This is a genomic window from Campylobacter lanienae NCTC 13004 (assembly GCF_002139935.1).
GTDB lineage: Bacteria > Campylobacterota > Campylobacteria > Campylobacterales > Campylobacteraceae > Campylobacter > Campylobacter lanienae.
Genome location: NZ_CP015578.1, coordinates 1,010,031 through 1,029,057 on the forward strand (window position 1 = coordinate 1,010,031; position 19,027 = coordinate 1,029,057).

A 19,027-nucleotide genomic window follows, 5' to 3' on the forward strand; every position below is an offset into this window, starting at 1 on the left:
CTAAGCCCTATCAAAATTATAGGGCTTAGATTTTAAGCGAGTATAATTAATCTTCTAATTTATAATTATCAATTAGATTGAAATTTAGATATTTATAAATTTCAGCTTCTTTACCAGCAAGTTTAGCTGGGACAATTTTCATATACTCTTCTACACTTGGAAGTCTTCCTAGCATAGCACACACCGCTGCAAGCTCAGCAGAACCTAGATAAACTTGAGCGCCCATACCCATACGATTATCAAAGTTTCTTGTAGAGGTTGAGAATACTATAGCATTATCAGCGACTCTAGCTTGGTTACCCATACATAGTGAGCATCCTGGTACCTCTGTCCTAGCACCGACTGCACCAAATAGTGAGTATCTACCCTCGGCTCTTAATTGGGCTTCATCCATTTTTGTAGGTGGAACAACCCATAATCTAGTAGGCACTTGACCTTCGCCTTTTAAGACTTCGCTTAAAGCTCTATAATGGCCGATATTTGTCATACAGCTACCTACGAAAACTTCATCTATATTTTTAGGGCGTTTTGGATCATTTAGAATTTCACTTAGAGTAGCCACATCATCTGGGTCATTTGGACACGCCAAAATCGGTTCAGTGATCTCATCCATATTGATCTCAATTATAGTGTGGTATTTCGCATTTTTATCAGCTTGTAATAGCTCTGGATTTTCTAGCCATTTTTTCATCTTATCACGGCGACGAGCTAAAGTTTTATCACTGCCATATCCTGCTTCTATCATAGCGTCAATTAGGGTTATATTGGATTTTAGATACTCTATTACAGGCTCTTTATTTAGAGCGATAGCACATGCTGCGGCACTTCTTTCAGCACTTGCGTCGCTTAATTCAAATGCTTGTTCTACTTTAAGATCTGGTAAGCCTTCAATCTCAAGCACTTTACCGGCAAATACATTTATTTTGCCTTTTTTCTCTACTGTTAAAAGACCTTTTTTGATAGCGTAATATGGGATAGCATTTACTAGATCTCTTAGAGTTATGCCCGGTTGCATCTTACCGCTAAATCTTACCAAAACTGACTCTGGCATATTTAATGGCATTGAGCCTAAAACCGCCGCAAAAGCCACTAGACCACTACCTGCTGGGAAGCTTATACCGATAGGGAAACGAGTATGAGAGTCCCCACCTGTTCCTACTGAATCAGGTAAAACCATTCTATTTAACCATGAGTGAATAACGCCATCACCTGGTTTTAAGCTCACACCACCACGACTAATCATAAAATCTGGTAAAGTTTTATGCATTAAAGCGTCTGTTGGTTTTGGATAAGCTGCTGTGTGACAGAAGCTTTGTAATACAAAATCAGCTGAAAATCCAAGACTTGCAAGCTCTTTTATCTCATCTCTTGTCATTGGACCTGTTGTATCTTGGCTACCTACTGTTAGAGTGATAGGCTCTACATACATACCTGGGCGAACACCATCTAAGCCACAAGCACGGCCGACCATTTTTTGTGCTAGAGTGTAACCTGCGCTATCATCACTTGCTGGTTGTGCTGGTTTAGTAAAGATATCTTCACTACCTAAATCTAACTCTGCCCTAGCCTTAGCACATAGGCTTCTAGCTATGATTAGTGGAATTCTACCACCGGCTTTTACTTCATCTTTTAGAGTATTTGGCTCAAGTTTGAAAGTTTTTATCACTTTACCATCTTTTACTATTTCGCCTTTGTGTGGGTAAATTTCAATCTCATCACCGGTTTCTAAGCCATCTACATTTACAATAATTGGTAAAGCACCACTATCTTCAGCAGTGTTAAAGAATATTGGAGCGATAATGCTACCTAGGATTACGCCACCTGTTTTTTTGTTTGGAATTCCTGGAATTTCACGACCTATATGCCATTGAATTGAGTTGATACCGCTCTTTCTTGAGCTACCTGTTCCAACTACATCACCTACATAGACAACTTCACGACCGCTTTTTTTAAGCTCGGCAATTTTTTCTAAACTACCTGGTTGGCGTTTCATTAACATAGCATTTGCGTGAAGTGGTATATCTGAGCGGCTAAATGCCTCACTAGCTGGACTTAGATCATCAGTATTAGTCTCGCCTGGGACTTTAAATACTATAGCCTCGATCTTTTCAGGGATATCATCTCTAGATTTAAACCACTCAGCATTTGCCCAACTTTTGATAACTTCAGCAGCAAATTTGTTTCCCTCTTTAGCAAGGTGTGCTACATCATTGAAGTAATCATGAACAAAAATTGTATTTTTTAATACATCAGCTGCAGCTTTTGCTACACTCTCATCACTACTTCTAAGAGTAGCCACAAGCACTATAACGCTATATCCGCCAAGCATTGGCTCAAGCATTTTTACAGCATCAATTTTGCTAATCAAACTACAATTTAAGCCGTGATTTATAATCTCATTTAAAAACTCAGCTTTAACCTTAGCTGCGTCATCAACGCCTGGATTGACACGATTTGCTAACAAATCAACAAGTTCAGCACTAGCAGATGATTTAAGTAATTCGCATACCTCTTTTGTCTGCTCTTTAGTAAGTGGAAGTGGTGGAATACCAAGTTTTGCGCGTTCATCTTTGGCGCTATTGTATTGTTCAAAAAAGCCCATTTTCATCCTTTAAAAAAAATTTTTGATTATTCTACCAAAAAAAATAAAAATTTAGTAGTAAAAAATAACTTAGATTTTATCTTTTAGTATATTTTAAATTTTCTAGATATAAAAATTTAAATTAAGATAAATTAGCTATTAAATTTATACAAATTTAATAGCTAATTTTAAGATTACATGCGTGAGCGAAGTCCGATATTTTTGTATTGTTCAATCTCACTAATGTAGTCAAAATTTGATTTATCAAGCTCATTTGTCATATATGAGATTAGTTTGGCATCTGATTTTTTATGTCCTGCCACAAGTGAAACAAATTTAAGATACGCAATCGCATTAGATGGAACACGGCCATTTGTTTTAGGCGGAAATGGAAATTTCTTGACAAAATACAAAACCGCTTTTGCTATCTCTTCTTTGCTTGATTTTTTATCTGAAACAATGATGATAAGATCTTCTAATGTGATATTAGAATCATTGTTAGTTTGTGTTGGTGGTGCTTTTTGGGGTTTTTTCTCTTTTTTCAAAGATTTAACAACTATAACCCCTACAATACCCAAAACGATGGCCACAATGACCATCGCAATAAATACAAAATTCTCATTAAATATAATGCTCTCGTTCAACAGATCCTCCTAAGCAAACTATAATCTAACACTATACCTTCTATTGCGATAAGCAAGCAAACTTACAATAATCATCACAAGCACGCCAATCCAAACGAAATTTGGCACAGGCACAGCGTCACCAGCCGCATAACTATGCATACCAACTAAATAGAAATTCACTCCAAAATAGGTCATTATAATCGCACTATAAGCAAACATAGATGCCACAGCGAAGGCGTATTGTGAATTTACTTTTGGTATAAATCTCATATGAACTACAGCCGCATAGACTAAAATGCTAACCAAAGCCCAAGTCTCCTTGCTATCCCAGCCCCAGTATCTTCCCCAACTCTCATTAGCCCAGACACCGCCTAAGAAGTTACCTACAACAAGCAAGCTAAGACCTAAAATCATCGCCATTTCATTGATTCTAGTAGCTTCAATTATATTTCTAGTAAGCTCTTTATTCTCATTTTTGCCTTGAAGTGCAAATAAAACCAAAGTAAATAGCCCAAGAAGAGCGCAAAGCCCTAAAAATCCATAACTAGCTGTTATTACACTTACATGGATTGTAAGCCAATAACTTTTTAAAACCGGCACTAAATTTGTAATTTGTGGATCTAGCCAACTAAGATGAGCTACAAATAGAGTAACTCCGGCTAAAATAGATGTCAAAGCTAGTGATATAGCCGAACTTCTAGCAAACATTGTCCCGCTAAATGCCAAACACCAAGCGATAAATACCAAGCTCTCATATCCATCACTCCAAGGCGCATGCTCTGCGATATACCATCTAAGTCCCATACCGATAGTGTGAGCGATAAATGCTAAGATATTGACCCAATAGGCAATTTTAAAGATTAAATTTATCCTAACTCTAGGGCGTAGCATTTTGACAAATACCACCGCTAAAAGCGTCAAACCAGCTAAGAGATAAACAGGGGTTAAATTTTGAAATATTTTATATTTATTAAATAATAATTCCAAACTCACTCTATCACTAGTAGGCATTACAGATGAGCCAAATTCAGCTTGATAAGCTTTGATAGCTTCTATGGCTTCATCAGCTTTACTCCAATCTCCACTATCTTGAGATTCTAAAACAGCAGTGAAGTATCTTTGTAACATTATAGCGACATTTGAAGCTTCTTCACCGCTAAGCTCCATAAGTGCCCCACCTGGGCTTAGCCAAGTGTTGTTAAAATCATCAATTTTAGGTATTACTCTAAACATCTCGCCTATAAATACCATATAAAGAATATTTAACTTCTCATCAGCTTTTAAGACATCTTTATCAAAAAGCCCCCTTGTAGCTGGCGCTTTGCGATTAGCAAGTTCTGTGAATTTAATCAATTTATACTCGATTTGACCATCTTTATTAGGGCCAAAGAAATCATCAAAACTAGCATATTTTTGACTTTTTGGAATTCCTAAAATCTTCTTTAACTCATCATCGCTAATTTTGATTATCGGCACTGATCGCCAACTCTCTGAATTTGCCATCATAGATAAAAATACAGCATTAGGATTCATAGATTGAAACTTATCACTGCGATAAATTTTATTTAAAATTTCATGTGCCATTGTATCAAAAGGCTTCATTCTACCATCTGGACCTTGGATAATTAGAGTTGATACCTTATCAAGATGGCTTTGCGGGATTTGTGGCATTGATAGAGCGTAACTTTTATTAGCCCCAAAAATCGCTATCCCAGCAACCAAAATAGCACAGATTGCTTTGGTATTTGCTTCATTGACAGCCTTAGCAAGTTTTCTAAATCTAGAATTTGGATTAAAGATATTTAATAAAAGTCCTAAAGTTAATAAGAAATATCCAATATATGTAGGCCATTTGCCCGGATCGCTATTGACTGATAAGATAGTACCACCTTCATCAGCATCATAGCTACTTTGGAAAAATCTATACCCCTTATAATCCAGCACATTATTCATATAAATTCTATAATCCATCTTAAAATCCCCATCTTCTACGACTACATCACTGCTATAACTCATTGGTGAGTTTGATCCAGGATATCTAGCTAACTCAAAATCTTTTAGATAGATACTAAATGGCAAGGTTATAGCCATCGGTGACCACGCTACATAGAATTTCTGTCCGCCGACCTCCACTGCTTCAGGCGGGTAATTGCTCAATATCGCAACATCTTTGCTATCGTTATTATAGCTTAGGGTTGCTATGATAGTATCTGCTCCAACTACATTTTCGCCGGCTTTTTTCACACCTTTTATAGCACTTACCTTCATCGTTCTAGGTGCGAAATTCACACCACCAATGCTATATAATCTAAGCCCCGCAAATTCAACTTCTTTATCTTTTGGTAATTCGCCTTTACTCATATCGCTCATCACCATATAGCTTATATCTTGATTGGTTTTTATATAAAATTTACTATCTTTAATATAAATTTGGATATATTTGGATTTTGTAGGTTTGGCACCAAAGCTAAAGCTCATATCGCCAACTTCAAATTTATCCCCAAGTTTCATAGTGACTGACTCGCTATTACTTTCATCAGAAAACATAAGCTCCAAAACCGCCTCACCATTAGGACTATCGATCCAAGCTGGCGTAGCATTTGAGGTAAAATCTTTATATTTCAAAGTGGCCAATTTATCATGGATATTGAGTCTTAGATTAAAATCATTTCCAATAGTACTAGATATATACTTTGGCTCAGATACTGTGTAGGTATTATTACCATCGCTTGAGATCATTTGAATATAGCTTTGCATTGTTCTTATCTCGTTGCTACTATCGTTTTCACGGATACTCATATGCCCTTCAAAACCAAAATATCTCGTGATACCAGCACCAACTAAGATAAATAAAAAGCTTAAATGAAATATAAAAGCGGGGAGTTTTTTAAGCTTAAAAAGTTTATATTCATAGATATTATAAACTAAATTCACCCCCAAAATCAGCTGAATTAACGCAAACCATCCAGCACCATAGACCAAAGCCCAAGCAGTTTGTGTATTATAAACGCTCTCAATAATTGTCGCAGCACCACTAGCAAACGCAAAAATCAAGAAAAATACAACAGCTGAGCCCATACTAAAAAATAATTTATGAATAATACCCATAAATGCCCTCACTAAAAAAATTAGTTTGCGATTATATTAAATATAAATAAACATTTTTAAAATAATTTTTCCTTAAAATAAAATTATTTTATTACTCAAATTCGACTTGCTATCTCTTCAGCCCTAGCCAAAATCTCCTTAGCTCCTTTATTTATAAACTCATCAGCCAAAATATCGCCTGCTACCTTATAATCACTCTTATCAAAGAGCCTTTCATCTCTTAAAATTTCCTTCCCATCTGGGGTGCCTAAAATAGCCTTAACTATGATTTTATCGCCATTTAAACTAGCATTTACACCAATTGGAGCTTGACATCCGCCATTTAGTTTATGGACAAATGCCCTCTCAATAGTCGTCTCTATCACGCTTTTTTCATCATTTAAAAACTCAATAGCCTCTAAAATATCGCTTCTATCTATAGCCTCAATACCCAAAGCACCCTGTCCCATCGCTGCTATGGTATTAAGAGGTGAGATATAATTTACCTCTTTGGATAAATTCAATCTATTTATCCCTGCTACAGCAAGTATAATAGCATCAAATTCGCCATCTCTAAGCTTGGAGATTCTAGAATTTACATTTCCACGAAGTGAGATGATATCAAGATCAGGTCTAAGGGCTAGAAGTTGCATTCGCCTACGCAAGGATGTAGTGCCTATTTTAGCGTTATTTGGAAGTTCATGAAAGCTTTTAAATTTCATACTTAGCATAGCGTCACTGACATCTTCTCTGCTACACACACAAGCTAGTTTAAGGCCATTTGGAAATGTTGTAGGGACATCTTTTAGGCTATGGACTGCGATATCTGCTCTACCTTCTAACATAGCGTTTTCTAGCTCTTTAGTAAATAACCCCTTGCCACCAATCTTAGCTAATGGTGTATCTAAGATCACATCGCCTTTGGTTTTCATAGTGATAATCTCAACGCTATGCCCAAGGGCAAATAATAGATCTCTAATGTGATATGTCTGCCAAAGTGCTAAGGCACTATTTCTACTTGCGATTCTTATATTCATAATCCCTCTCCTCTATAATCTCTACATCTATTATCTCATCATCATATTTAGATTGATAGGTTTGATCACTATATTTAGTGCCACCAAATTTAGAATAAAGCTTCAATCCCAAAGCGATCAAAATCACAACTAAACCAAAAATATCGCTTAACATTCCAGGAATTATAAGAGCAAATCCTCCAATAGCTAGGCTCAAACTACCAAAAATATCTCTAATATTAAAATAATTTATATTGTTAAATAAATTTGAAAATCCATAATTAAATAACAAAATCACACCGATAATAGCACTAAGAAAAATCTCAACAAAAAAGCTCAAAAATCCAAATTCCAATATATATAAAACCACCAAAACTATCTCTAAAAATATATAAGGAAGTAAAGAAATTCTAATCATACAAGCTCTTTTAATCTAGCTAAAATATCGCTACTTGCGATCTTTTCTTTTATTAATCCATCACGGATTATTAACTCGACTTCGCCATTTGAAAGCCCCTTACCTACAACCACACCAAATGGATTACCAATCAGCTCAAAATCCGCCATCTTAACCCCAAATCTCTCATCCCTATCATCTAAAAGCACCTCTATTTGAGCATTTTCAAGGCTATTTTCAAGCTCTAGGGCGAATTTAGCTTGGGCTTCATCTTTGAAATTTGATACTATGATATGGACGCTAAATGGAGCGCACTCTTTTTTCCATACGCATCCCTTATCATCATGGCTAGACTCTATAATCACAGCTTCTAACCTACTCACTCCTATACCATAACAACCCATTATAAACGGCTTTGCCTTGCCATTTTCATCTAAAAATGTAGCATCCATCGCTGCTGAATACCTATCGCCTAATTGAAATATATGGCCGACTTCAATCCCTTTTGTAAGGCTCAATCTCCCACCATCAAGGGCTTTATCCCCATCTTTGATAGCTACTAAATCCTTAAATCTATCTTTATTGAAATTTATAATGCTTACGCCAATAGCGTGATAATCTTTTTGATTTGCTCCGCAAATCATCTCATATTCGCCATCAAGCTCACTATCAATATAGAAATTCACCCCCTCAGGTAGCCCGATTGGCCCGCAATATCCAGCTACTAATTTAGCTTCGCTAATATCCTTTTCATCAGCGTCTAATAGCTCTAATGCCCCACAAGCATTTAAGGCCTTAGTCTCTTGAAGTTCATCATCTCCCCTTAGAAAAAATATCACAACTTCGCTTCTATCTTCATATATAGCTTTTTTGATAACAGCCTTAATAGTATAAAATGGATCAACTTTAAAAAACTCACTCACACTTGCGATAGTGCTACAATTAGGCGTATGAAATTTAAGCATTCCATTGCTCTTAGGGCGCTCTAGCTCACAAGTTCGCTTAGCTCTTTTGGCCGCTTCTATATTAGCAGCGTAATCTGAGCTATCACTTATCAATATATCATCTTCGCCATTATCAGCTAATACCATAAATTCTTTACTTCCGCTTCCACCAATTGCGCCACTATCAGCTTCAACGCATCTAAAATTTAGCCCAAGTCTAGTAAAAATCTTGCTATAAGTCTCTTGCATAAGATCAAACTCACGCTTTAAATCTTCATAACTAGAATGAAAACTATAGCTATCTTTCATTATAAACTCACGACATCTCAAAAGCCCAAATCTAGGCCTTGCCTCATCTCTAAATTTTAATCCAATTTGATATAAATTCAAAGGTAGTTGCTTATAGCTATTTACTCTTCCACGCACCATATCCACCACGCTCTCTTCATGCGTTGGCCCTAAGATATAGTCATTGCCTTTTCTATCATTTAATCTTAAAAGCTCACTTCCAAATTTAAAAAATCTCCCACTTTGCTTCCATAATTCACTAGGCACGACAAAACTCATAGATACTTCATTTGCTCCAGCTTTATCCATCTCATCTCTAATGATATTTTCTATCTTTCTTAAAACCCTTTTGCCAAGTGGTAAGAAGTTATAAAGCCCACTACCAGTTTGTTGGATAAATCCAGCCCTAAGCAAAAACTGATGGCTAGGCAAGGTTGCGTCTTTTGGCGCCTCTTTTAGTGTTGGGATATATAATTTGGTAAATTTCATCTACTCTTCCTCTTTTAATTCTATTTTATCAATTTTAATATCAAATAGATACTCAAGCACACCAAGTACCTCATCGCTATTTTTATCTTTTAAACGCATAGTTGGTGTGTGTAAAAATGCCTTGAAAACTTGATGAACTAGCTTTCTAGCCTCATTTTCATCACAGCGTTTGATATAGCCTTTTTTGATCGCTTTTTCTATCTCTAATTCAGCTATATTCTTAGCTTTAAATCTAAGGGCTTTTATAGCTGGCGTGCTATTTTGTGATGAGCGCCACTTGAAAAACTCGCTAGTCATCGCACCTACGATTGCATATGCCGTGCTAGCTTGCTCTTCTCTTAGCATGATATTGCTTTTTACTATACTTTCTAAGTCATCAACAGCATAAACTGATATATTATCTCTATAACTCAAATCAATATCCCTTGGCACAGCGATATCGAAAAAATATCTATTAAACTCAACTGACTCTATAATCTCATCAGTTATTATAGGCTCATTGGCGCCCGTGGCACTAAATATGAGTTGATATCTATTGATAAGCTCTTTTAATCTGCTAAATTCAGCCACGCTAGCAAGCTCACCTAGCTCACTAGCTAAATTTTTAGCTCTATTGATATCTCTATTTACTATAATTACATTGACCTTAGAGTGAATAAGATGCTTACATGCTAAGGCACTCATCTGACCAGCACCCACTACTACAGCACTCATTCCACCTAGATTGCCATATATCTCTTTGGCTTTTGCTACTGCTACACTTGAGACTGATACGGGATTTTTGCTAATTGTCGTTGCGGCTCTAATTTTAGAAGCACATTTAAAAGCAAAATGTATAGCGTAGCTGACATTATCACCGCAATTTCCATTATCATAAGCAAATTTAAAAGCCTCTTTTAACTGACCTGCTATCTGCGTTTCGCCAATTACAAGACTATCAAGTGAGCTAGCCACGGCAAATAGATGGTGGATAGCCCCATCATCTTCATATATATCAGCCCTAAGCTCCAAAGCCTCATATGGCACAAGAGTTAAAATAGATATTGAGTTTAAAATATGCCTAACACACTCTTTTATATCAGCTACATACGCAAAAACTTCTACTCTATTACAGGTGCTTAGCACCATGGATTCTATGATTTTTTCATTGGCGCTTAATAGTCTTAATATCTCTTTTTTGCGACTCTCATCAGCAAATGATAGCTTCTCTCTGATACTAATATCTGTATTTTTATGCGTAAAGCTAATACTTATATAATGCATTAAAACTCCCTATCTATCATACTTGATACTATCTCTCTTAGACTCTCATCGCTCACTGATGATATGGCTTTATAGCCAAGCTCTTTGGCAAATTCTTTGGATTTTTCAACTATGTTAAATTCGCTAAATTTATCCTTAATCCATCTAATCTGCCCATCATCTAGATCTTTACCCCAAAGGCCTTTTAATATCTCTTTGTCATCTGCGTTTAAAGCATTATATAAAAAAATATATGGAAGAGTAGTTTTACCCTCTTTATAGTCATTAAAGGCTGGTTTGCCAAGCTTATTCTCATCTGATACAATATCCAAAATATCATCAACTATCTGAAACGCTAGGCCTAAATTTTTACCATATATAGAATACGCACTCTCGTCTAATTTGGCGATTATAGCCGCACTCCTTGCTGCTGCTTCTATCAAGACTGCCGTTTTAAGCTCTATCATTTTTAGATATTCATCTAAATTTGGGCTAAATTTACTCCCAAGATCCACATCCATCATCTCGCCAATACTAAGATCTAAAACCGCTTTTGAGATGATTTTGGCAATTTGCGGATTTAAGCTTACAATCTCATAAAAGCCCTTAGAGTATAAGATATCACCTAGCATTATTGCGTTTTTAGAGCCAAAAAGCGCATTTATACTAGGCTTACCACGCCTAATAGTAGAGTCATCTATAACATCATCGTGTAATAAACTTGCTAGATGTATAAGCTCTATCACCGCACAAAGTTTCAGTGAAATTTGATTTTCTCCGGCTATTTTTAAGATCAATTTGCTTCTTAATTTCTTGCCACTACTGATATTTTCAAACATATCAAGCGCTCTTTGGTAGCCACAATCTTTAATGAATTCATATAAAATCTTATCAACCATAACCCATCCTATCTATCTGGTATATACTCTATCTCCACTCTAGAGGTCTTATCCATTATATATGTATCAAAAACCACCGTACCATCATAACTTCTATACTCTTTGAAATTCAAATACAAATCCACGCTATCATTAAGCGGATTTTTGATAAAAGCAAGAATAGGCTGATGATACATCTCTAATCCCCTTCTAAGACTAAGCACTATCTGTCGTGGGTAATTTCTAAATTTGGTATGTACAACTAAATTTGTATTATCATAAAGCGTCCATGAAAACTCAAATTCATCACGAATCAAGTGAAGTCTATCTATCAATATCACCTTGGCTTTTTCATCTTTTTTAAGGATAAATTCCTTATGATGCGTCCATTTTGGTGCTACACCAAAAAGCATACCAACACAAAAAAACGGCAAAAACCAAAGAGCCAATCTACTCATTTTGAGTTAAAATTTTCCCTGTGATATCGATATAAATATCATTTAATCCATCTTTTATAGCTTGTGGATTTAGGGCTTTAAAGCTATCTATTTGCGTTTGAGTAATCCCGCTACTCTCAGCTAATTCTCTTAAAGCTACAAGCTCGATAAAGAGATTTTCTATCTCATTTTCTACTATATTTCGATTAGCATTATAGACTATATCAAAAAATTTATCCCGTGGCTCACCGCCAAAAATATCATCAAATATCAAATTACACTCCATAAATAAATTTAACGAATTATCTCCCTTTGCCCTTTGGCATTTGGTGGGGTTAAAACTCCATTTTGCTCTAACTGCTCTACTATACTAGCGGCTCTATTATAGCCTACTTTTAACCGCCTTTGTAAGTAGCTAATAGAGGTCTTCTCTTCACTTAAAACTATCGCTTTAGCCTCATCATAAAGCTCATCTATCTCACCACTAAACTCACCACTTCCACCGCCACTAGAGCTATCATCTTTTAAAAAGCTCTCTTGATAAACTACACTCTCTTGAGCTTTTAAAAACTCGGCTATATGATCAATCTCCTCTTCACTAGCAAATGGCGCATGTAGCCTGACTACTCCAGGGCTTCCAGGTGGTGTAAAGAGCATATCTCCACGCCCTAGCAAACTCTCTGCTCCCATCTGATCTAAGATAACCTTGCTATCGATTTTTTGCCCTACTCTATAGCTTATGCGACTTGGTAAATTCGCCTTTATAAGTCCAGTTACTACATCTACACTTGGGCGTTGTGTTGCTACTATTAGATGAATTCCACTAGCCCTAGCCATTTGAGCCAAGCGACCGATATGAAACTCCACATCCTTGCCGCTTGTCATCATAAGATCAGCCAACTCATCTATTATAACTACTATAAAAGGCAAGGTCTCACCGCCTTCTTTTTTCATTTTTTCGTTGTAGCTCTCTATATTTTTTGTGCGAGTTTGGCTCATTATCCTATATCTACGCTCCATTTCAGCAACCAAATTCGCTAAGACCGCTATGGCCTTTTTAGGCTCAGTTATAACTGGAGTTAGCAAGTGCGGTATATCATTATACATACTAAACTCAAGCATCTTAGGATCTATCATTATAAGGCGCAGAGTTTTAGGTGAATTACGATACAAAAGGCTTAAAACCATCGCATTGATCCCAACACTTTTGCCACTTCCTGTGGTTCCAGCGATTAAAAGGTGTGGTAATTTTTTAAGGTCAGTTATAAATGGATCGCCTACGATATCCTTGCCAAGTGCTAAGGTAAGCTCGCTTTTGGCATTTTTATAGATATCGCTTTGTAATATCTCTTTTAGATATATAGTCTCTATATTTTTATTTGGAATCTCTATCCCAACTACATCTTTGCCAGGGATTGGGGCTTGAATTCTAATAGTTTGAGCTTTAAGAGCCATCGCCAAATCATCTTGTAGGGTCAAAATTTTGCTTACCTTGACATGAACTGCGGGCTTAAACTCAAAAGTCGTTACCACAGGCCCAGAGTATGTTCGCACCACATCTCCATCTATCTTAAATCTTCTTAATTTATCTAATAAATCAGCGATTTTTTGGTCAATTTCAGCTTCATTTATGCTCTTACTTCGCTTCGGTGGATCCTTTAAAAAATCAAGCGTTGGTAGTTTAAAATCTTTTGGCTTTTCTATTTTGCCCTTTTCTATCTGATTTAAAAGCTCTTTATTTTCAGCCACTTCATTAAGGATAATAGCGCCACTTGGCGTAGATATCGGCTCATGAGAATCTAAATTCTCATCTAAATCATCTTTTGACTCTTGAGTAATTTGGCTATCTAAATTAGCATTTGACTGGGTATTTTGAGTTATTTCATTATCTAGGCTTTCATCTTTTAAGCTTAAAATCTCATCGCTACTTTTCTTTGAATTTATCGTAATCTCATCACTATTTTGGTTTTTAATCTTGGTAATTTTATCCACTTTTGGCTCTTTTGGCTCTTTTGTTTGGTTAAATTTAGTTTTAGTTACAAAAGCATTTTTAATCATCACATCTAATCTATCATCAAATGTAAGCCCACAAGCGATAAAAAATATCATTAAAATAAAAATAAATGTCCCAGCACTACCGATCACACTCCTAAGAGCTTCAGAGCTAAATCCGCCAATCACACCGCCAGCCATCGGCTCAAACATAGAACAAAATAGCAAAAATGAGTAAAATAGCATTATCCCACCGATGATATTCCCAGCTATTTTTAGGTTAAATTTAGCCGATTTATATAGCCCATAAACAGGATATAGCAAAATAAATGGATAAAAATATGACACATAGCCAAATAATCTTGTATTATACCAGCCCAAAACACCGCCATAACTCCCCACAAAAGAGGCATTTGGAACGATAGTCGCTACACCGATATAGACAAGCACACAGACAGCCACAACAAGCAAAATCTCTCGCAAAATCGCAAAATCCTTAATAAAAATCTGAGGATTATAGCAAAATTATGGTTATATATAGTTTAATTACATTAAATTAAATTTAAATTTACAAAACCATTTGCCTATACCGATAAGCTCTCTACATATAGTTTAGTAAGCTGATTTTGCCTATCATAGCTGAAGTTTGTAGCATGGCTTCAAATTGTAATAGATATTGTTTATAAATCAGCATACTCTCACCCAAGTCAGCACCGACAATATCAGTTTTTACACTTTCTATATTGACATAGAGCATACTAGCTCTAGTCCCTGAGCTCTCTAAGACATTGGTATATGAGCCAATTTGTGTGTGGAGTTTATTGACATGGTCTTGGATATGATCTATTCTTTTTAGAGCGCCTTGGATACCGGTAGTTCTAGCATTGTTACCATCTGGATTTCCCCTGTAGCTACCATCTCTTACAGCTTGGATCATATCATCTAAATCTTTAAATATATCCACACTTGGCTCATCGATACTAATCATATTATTAGCATTAAAATTAAATAGCGACCCTGCGACTGTGGAGTTAGCCTCTTTACCAAATTCAGGTTTATTAGCACTAAAAGTCTCAAAAATAGAAATTTCTATATTTGATACGGTTGCGCTTTTGTCTGTGATTTGCATTTGGCCTCTGTAGTTTAGCTCTACATTTACACTAGCATTAGCAGCATCTACAGCTTTATTATAAGCTTCAAATCTAGCCGTAGCATAATCTGTGTTATTAATTATAAGATCTTTTACCTTGCCTAGGGCTTCTTGTTTAACATCTCCTTGTAATGGAAAATTTAATCCGGCTACTGCTTGATCTACTGCTTGATCTATTATAGCTTCTGTAGCGGGGTCATTAACATTGGTTTTTAATCTTGTTTTAAGATCATTAGCATTATTAATTGTTACACCTGGAAATAAATTTTGATCACTTAAATTTTTTGCTACTTGATTACCTACTCTATCATCTGGCAAGTTACCCGCTGCTACCATAGCTACTATATCATTTAGCTGTTTATAGCTTATATCATCGGCTTGAGTTACTACTCCATCTGTGACCTTAGTCATTTCATTATACTTGCCTAGCATTATGTTGCCTTGATAGACTGGGCCACCTTGCGGAATTATCGGCGTTCCATCGGCGTTGGTTTCGGTGATGGTAAGTTGCGTGGCCTTAGGATCACTAGCTGAGAGCGGATCGCTAAAATCTATCTTAACTTGATAATATTTACCATTTTTAGATTTGATCTGCATTGTGATATTACTATCTTCATTATCTTGTAATCCCGCTCCGGCGACATCTTTTATCTTGGTTGCATCTGTGGCAAATTCGTTTGTGCCTTTGACTACTTGTGAGACTGAGCCTGTAAGGATATTATCATTTTTTTCAAATTGTAGTTTATTATAGTCTGTGGCGTCATTTTTGACTCCTAGTATATCATTGAAGCTACTTTTGATAAATTCAGTTAGATAAACTTTACCATTTTTGACATTCTCTTCTATCGTGGCTAAATCGCTTAAATCACTCACACTCACCCAAGAGCCATCCTTATCCCTTACATTAGTGCTAGACATATTTCTTACTTGATCTGCGTCATTTGGGTCAAATTGGGTAAAGTCATTTGCATCAATACCATTATTACCTAAATCATTTAAATTTAAAGCTGATGGGTTATTGACATTTTGGATAACGGTTGTATTATTATTTGTAGTAACTTGTAATTGATTTTGAGCATTTACACTTATAGTGTAAGTTTGATTGTTATTAATGTTTGTAGCGCTAATTTCTGTATTGCCATTAGCATCTTTTGTTGTAGTTACCTTATAATTTGCTGAAGTGGCTGGGTCGATATTAATCTCAAAGCCACCTACATTGTATTTTTCTGTCGATTTCTGTGGTGTTAGACCAAAGAGATGAAGCTCGGTCATTTGATTGCCATTTCTTATATCTTTGATCTCGATTTGACCGCTGTTATTCATCGTTACTTCTACTACTTTGTTCTTATCATCTCTATCGTTACCTAGTGCGTAACCGATATTATCTAATAAACTTTGGATTGATGAGTCTGGGGTCATAGTGATCTTAGTAGCGAAGGTAGTGCCATCTGGCTTTCTACCTTGTAAGAAAAATGTGGTATTATAATCATTGCCTAATTTATCAATGCTAAAATCATCAGTTTTAGGTGGGTTTGCTTTATTAAACTCTTCGCTTCTATAATTTTCGCCGATTAGATCCCTTAGATCATCTGTGAGTTCTACATATTTAACTGGATCATCTGGATTTTCTAATCTATTATAGTGGTTAATCAAATTTACATTTGTTGTAATAATTTTATTATAGTCATTATCCGAACCTAAAAACAAAGACTCCCCATCTATATTATACTTCGCAGTTTGACTAGTGCCGATAACGGCGCTTATAGTTTCACCATTGCCATGGTAATTGCCTAGAGTATCGATAGGCATAGTGTCAAGAGCGGTGCCTGAGAATAGGTATTGGCCATTTATAGTGGTATTAGCGATATCAATTAAATTTTGTTTAATCCCCTCTAAGTCATTAGCGATAGCATTTCTAGATGTGGCATCGTGGATATCATTAGCAGCTTGGATAAGTTTGGTTTTAAATTCAGTTAGTTTAGATACAAAGTCATTTAAAGCTTGGTCGCTATTTTTAGAAAATTCAGTCGCTTTTAAGGTGGTAGTCTCTACTTGTTTAAGCAAATTTCCCTCATACTCCAATCTAGCCGCATCTACATAGATCGCACTCCCTTCATAAGAGTGCTGGATTTTAAGCCCTGAGCTAAAGGCTTGATGGGATTGATATAAAGAGGTTGAGTTTTTTTGGTAGTTATATATATTATTGAAATTCATAAGTTGATTCGTGATACGCATTTTCTCTCTCCTTTAAGAAAATTATAAGCTAATTAAGCAAATAGCGTTCCGAATTGATATATTTGCAAGATTTAATCTTGCAAATATAGGTTTAAAATCCCAATATCTTAGTGATAATCACAAATCCAATAGCAGAGCCTATCATAGCAACAGGCAAGGTGATAATCCATGCTAATCCAATTGGTTTTAGCATTCCCCAATTAGCATTGCGATTATATAATCCAATACCAAGCACTGCTCCTATCAAAACATGAGTAGAGCTAATAGGTAATCCCATTTTAGTAGCGATTAATATAACTATACTTGCTGATAACTCAGCGCTAAATCCAGTCGTAGGCAAAATCTCTGTAAGCTTACTCCCAACCGTAGTTATAACCTCTTTACCTAAAAACCACAGCCCAACTACAAGCGCCACCCCAAATGTAACCATAGCCACAGTTGGGATAGTAGCCGTGCTATTAATAGAGCTACTTTTAAGCACATCTAATACCGCAGCAAATGGGCCAATTGCGTTTGCTATATCATTTGCCCCATGAGAAAAGGCAAATGCCGAAGCAGTAAATATCTGAAACCAACCAAAAATTCTATTTATACCCTTTTGTGGGTTATCCTTTTTCATCATATTTACGATAGAAAAACTCACCAAATAAGCCACCGTACCGATAACACACAATATCCAGATAGTCTCAATGGTGCTGAAATTCAAATTCATATGCTTTAAACCCTTAAATAATAGAGTAGATGAGATAATCATAGCAGTAATAGCGGCCAAAATAGGAATATGGAGTCTCATATATCTTATAGCGTCTATTAACTTCTCTTCTTTTTTATACTCTTTCATCCTCTCTCTAAATGGGCTACTACTAACGCCCTCTTCATCATCGCTAATAGCGATATTTCTAAGCTCTTGGATTTGCTCGGCTTCGCTTTTATTAGATAGTTCGCTTATATAATTTTCTTTGAAACTTCTCTTTTGTGCTTTTATAGCTTTGATTTGGGCTTGTAGCTCGGCACTAGGGGTGATAATCTTGGTCTTGATATATCCAAATACAATATAAGCTATCACTCCGCCCATAACCGGTGATATCACCCAGCTAAGCACTATACTACCAATTGAGCTCCATTTAACCATCTCTAAGGTATTGCCATTATTATAATATATATATCCCATCATAAGGGCTGAACCCACGATCCCGCCTACAATAGCATGAGTAGTTGATACTGGAAGTCCCTTTTTGGTAGCTATAAATAGCCAAATTCCAGCACTCATAAGAGCAGATAGCATAACAGCAGCAAAAATCATAGGATTGATATCGCCATTATTTGGTAGTATGACAATGCCACTTCTAATAGTATTTGTAACCTCCGCTCCAGCAAATACAGCGCCACTTAGCTCAAATACAGCAGCTATTATAAGTGCTTGTTTGATAGTGAGAGTCTTGGCTCCTACGCTAGTACCAAATGCGTTTGCGACATCGTTGCCACCGATATTAAACGCCATAAATAGACCAAAAACACTAGCTAAGATAAAAAGCAGTAGATGATGACCATCTATATAACCATAACCCCATAAAAAAAAGACCACCAACGAAATCGCAAAAAGCGTAGCCGCAAATACATTATCCCTACTCAAGCAAGACCCCTTATTTGATTTTTGTTATAATT

At 36.1% G+C, this 19,027-nt stretch carries 13 protein-coding genes; all 13 read right to left on the reverse strand.

Features of this window, described 5'->3' with window-relative positions; all coding sequences use genetic code 11:
• Positions 1-46 precede the first annotated feature (46 nt).
• A complete protein-coding gene (locus CLAN_RS05135; protein ID WP_100590750.1) occupies positions 47-2,602 on the reverse strand; it encodes a bifunctional aconitate hydratase 2/2-methylisocitrate dehydratase in 2,556 nt (851 codons plus the stop codon).
• Positions 2,603-2,775: 173 nt separating this feature from the next.
• Positions 2,776-3,225 (reverse strand): hypothetical protein, encoded by a 450-nt coding sequence (locus CLAN_RS05140; RefSeq protein WP_096015381.1) that lies wholly within the window; start codon positions 3,223-3,225, stop codon positions 2,776-2,778.
• Positions 3,226-3,243: 18 nt separating this feature from the next.
• Positions 3,244-6,315, reverse strand: coding sequence for a cytochrome c biogenesis protein (locus CLAN_RS05145; RefSeq protein ID WP_100590751.1), 3,072 nt, complete (start codon positions 6,313-6,315; stop codon positions 3,244-3,246).
• A gap of 95 nt (positions 6,316-6,410) precedes the next feature.
• The gene (gene hemC / locus CLAN_RS05150; protein WP_100590752.1) at positions 6,411-7,331 is read right to left on the reverse strand and encodes a hydroxymethylbilane synthase; all 921 of its coding nucleotides are present in this window, start codon (positions 7,329-7,331) and stop codon (positions 6,411-6,413) included.
• A complete protein-coding gene (locus tag CLAN_RS05155; protein ID WP_096017074.1) occupies positions 7,309-7,728 on the reverse strand; it encodes an FxsA family protein in 420 nt (139 codons plus the stop codon). The genes hemC and CLAN_RS05155 overlap by 23 nt, the downstream gene beginning before the upstream one ends.
• Positions 7,725-9,428, reverse strand: a complete 1,704-nt coding sequence (locus CLAN_RS05160) for a proline--tRNA ligase (RefSeq protein WP_100590753.1) — start codon at positions 9,426-9,428, stop codon at positions 7,725-7,727. Before CLAN_RS05160 ends, CLAN_RS05155 begins: the two co-directional genes overlap by 4 nt.
• Positions 9,429-10,691: a glutamyl-tRNA reductase gene (gene hemA, locus CLAN_RS05165; RefSeq protein ID WP_100590754.1), complete on the reverse strand. Its 1,263-nt coding sequence runs from the start codon at positions 10,689-10,691 to the stop codon at positions 9,429-9,431.
• A complete protein-coding gene (locus tag CLAN_RS05170; RefSeq protein WP_096014463.1) occupies positions 10,691-11,569 on the reverse strand; it encodes a polyprenyl synthetase family protein in 879 nt (292 codons plus the stop codon). The genes hemA and CLAN_RS05170 overlap by 1 nt, the downstream gene beginning before the upstream one ends.
• Before the next feature lie 8 nt (positions 11,570-11,577).
• Positions 11,578-12,006, reverse strand: a complete 429-nt coding sequence (locus CLAN_RS05175) for a hypothetical protein (RefSeq protein ID WP_096014462.1) — start codon at positions 12,004-12,006, stop codon at positions 11,578-11,580.
• A complete protein-coding gene (locus CLAN_RS05180) occupies positions 11,999-12,259 on the reverse strand; it encodes a DUF2018 family protein (protein WP_086245305.1) in 261 nt (86 codons plus the stop codon). The genes CLAN_RS05175 and CLAN_RS05180 overlap by 8 nt, the downstream gene beginning before the upstream one ends.
• A 20-nt stretch (positions 12,260-12,279) precedes the next feature.
• Positions 12,280-14,460 carry an FtsK/SpoIIIE family DNA translocase gene (locus CLAN_RS05185; protein ID WP_100590755.1) on the reverse strand — a complete coding sequence of 727 codons (2,181 nt, stop codon included), beginning with the start codon at positions 14,458-14,460 and terminating at the stop codon, positions 12,280-12,282.
• Between the two features lie 118 nt (positions 14,461-14,578).
• Positions 14,579-17,362: a flagellin N-terminal helical domain-containing protein gene (locus CLAN_RS05190; RefSeq protein ID WP_100590756.1), complete on the reverse strand. Its 2,784-nt coding sequence runs from the start codon at positions 17,360-17,362 to the stop codon at positions 14,579-14,581.
• A gap of 91 nt (positions 17,363-17,453) precedes the next feature.
• Entirely contained in the window at positions 17,454-18,995 is a 1,542-nt protein-coding gene (locus CLAN_RS05195) for an inorganic phosphate transporter (protein WP_100590757.1), read from the reverse strand.
• Between the last annotated feature and the right edge of the window lie 32 nt (positions 18,996-19,027).

Bases quoted from the DNA above. Each gene is read 5' to 3' on its own strand.
- CLAN_RS05160 (WP_100590753.1), bottom strand. From the start codon at position 9,428: ATGAAATTTACCAAATTATATATCCCAACACTAAAAGAGGCGCCAAAA.
- hemC (WP_100590752.1), bottom strand. From the start codon at position 7,331: ATGAATATAAGAATCGCAAGTAGAAATAGTGCCTTAGCACTTTGGCAG.
- CLAN_RS05175 (WP_096014462.1), bottom strand. From the start codon at position 12,006: ATGAGTAGATTGGCTCTTTGGTTTTTGCCGTTTTTTTGTGTTGGTATG.
- CLAN_RS05135 (WP_100590750.1), bottom strand. From the start codon at position 2,602: ATGGGCTTTTTTGAACAATACAATAGCGCCAAAGATGAACGCGCAAAA.
- CLAN_RS05145 (WP_100590751.1), bottom strand. From the start codon at position 6,315: ATGGGTATTATTCATAAATTATTTTTTAGTATGGGCTCAGCTGTTGTA.
- hemA (WP_100590754.1), bottom strand. From the start codon at position 10,691: ATGCATTATATAAGTATTAGCTTTACGCATAAAAATACAGATATTAGT.
- CLAN_RS05190 (WP_100590756.1), bottom strand. From the start codon at position 17,362: ATGCGTATCACGAATCAACTTATGAATTTCAATAATATATATAACTAC.
- CLAN_RS05170 (WP_096014463.1), bottom strand. From the start codon at position 11,569: ATGGTTGATAAGATTTTATATGAATTCATTAAAGATTGTGGCTACCAA.
- CLAN_RS05155 (WP_096017074.1), bottom strand. From the start codon at position 7,728: ATGATTAGAATTTCTTTACTTCCTTATATATTTTTAGAGATAGTTTTG.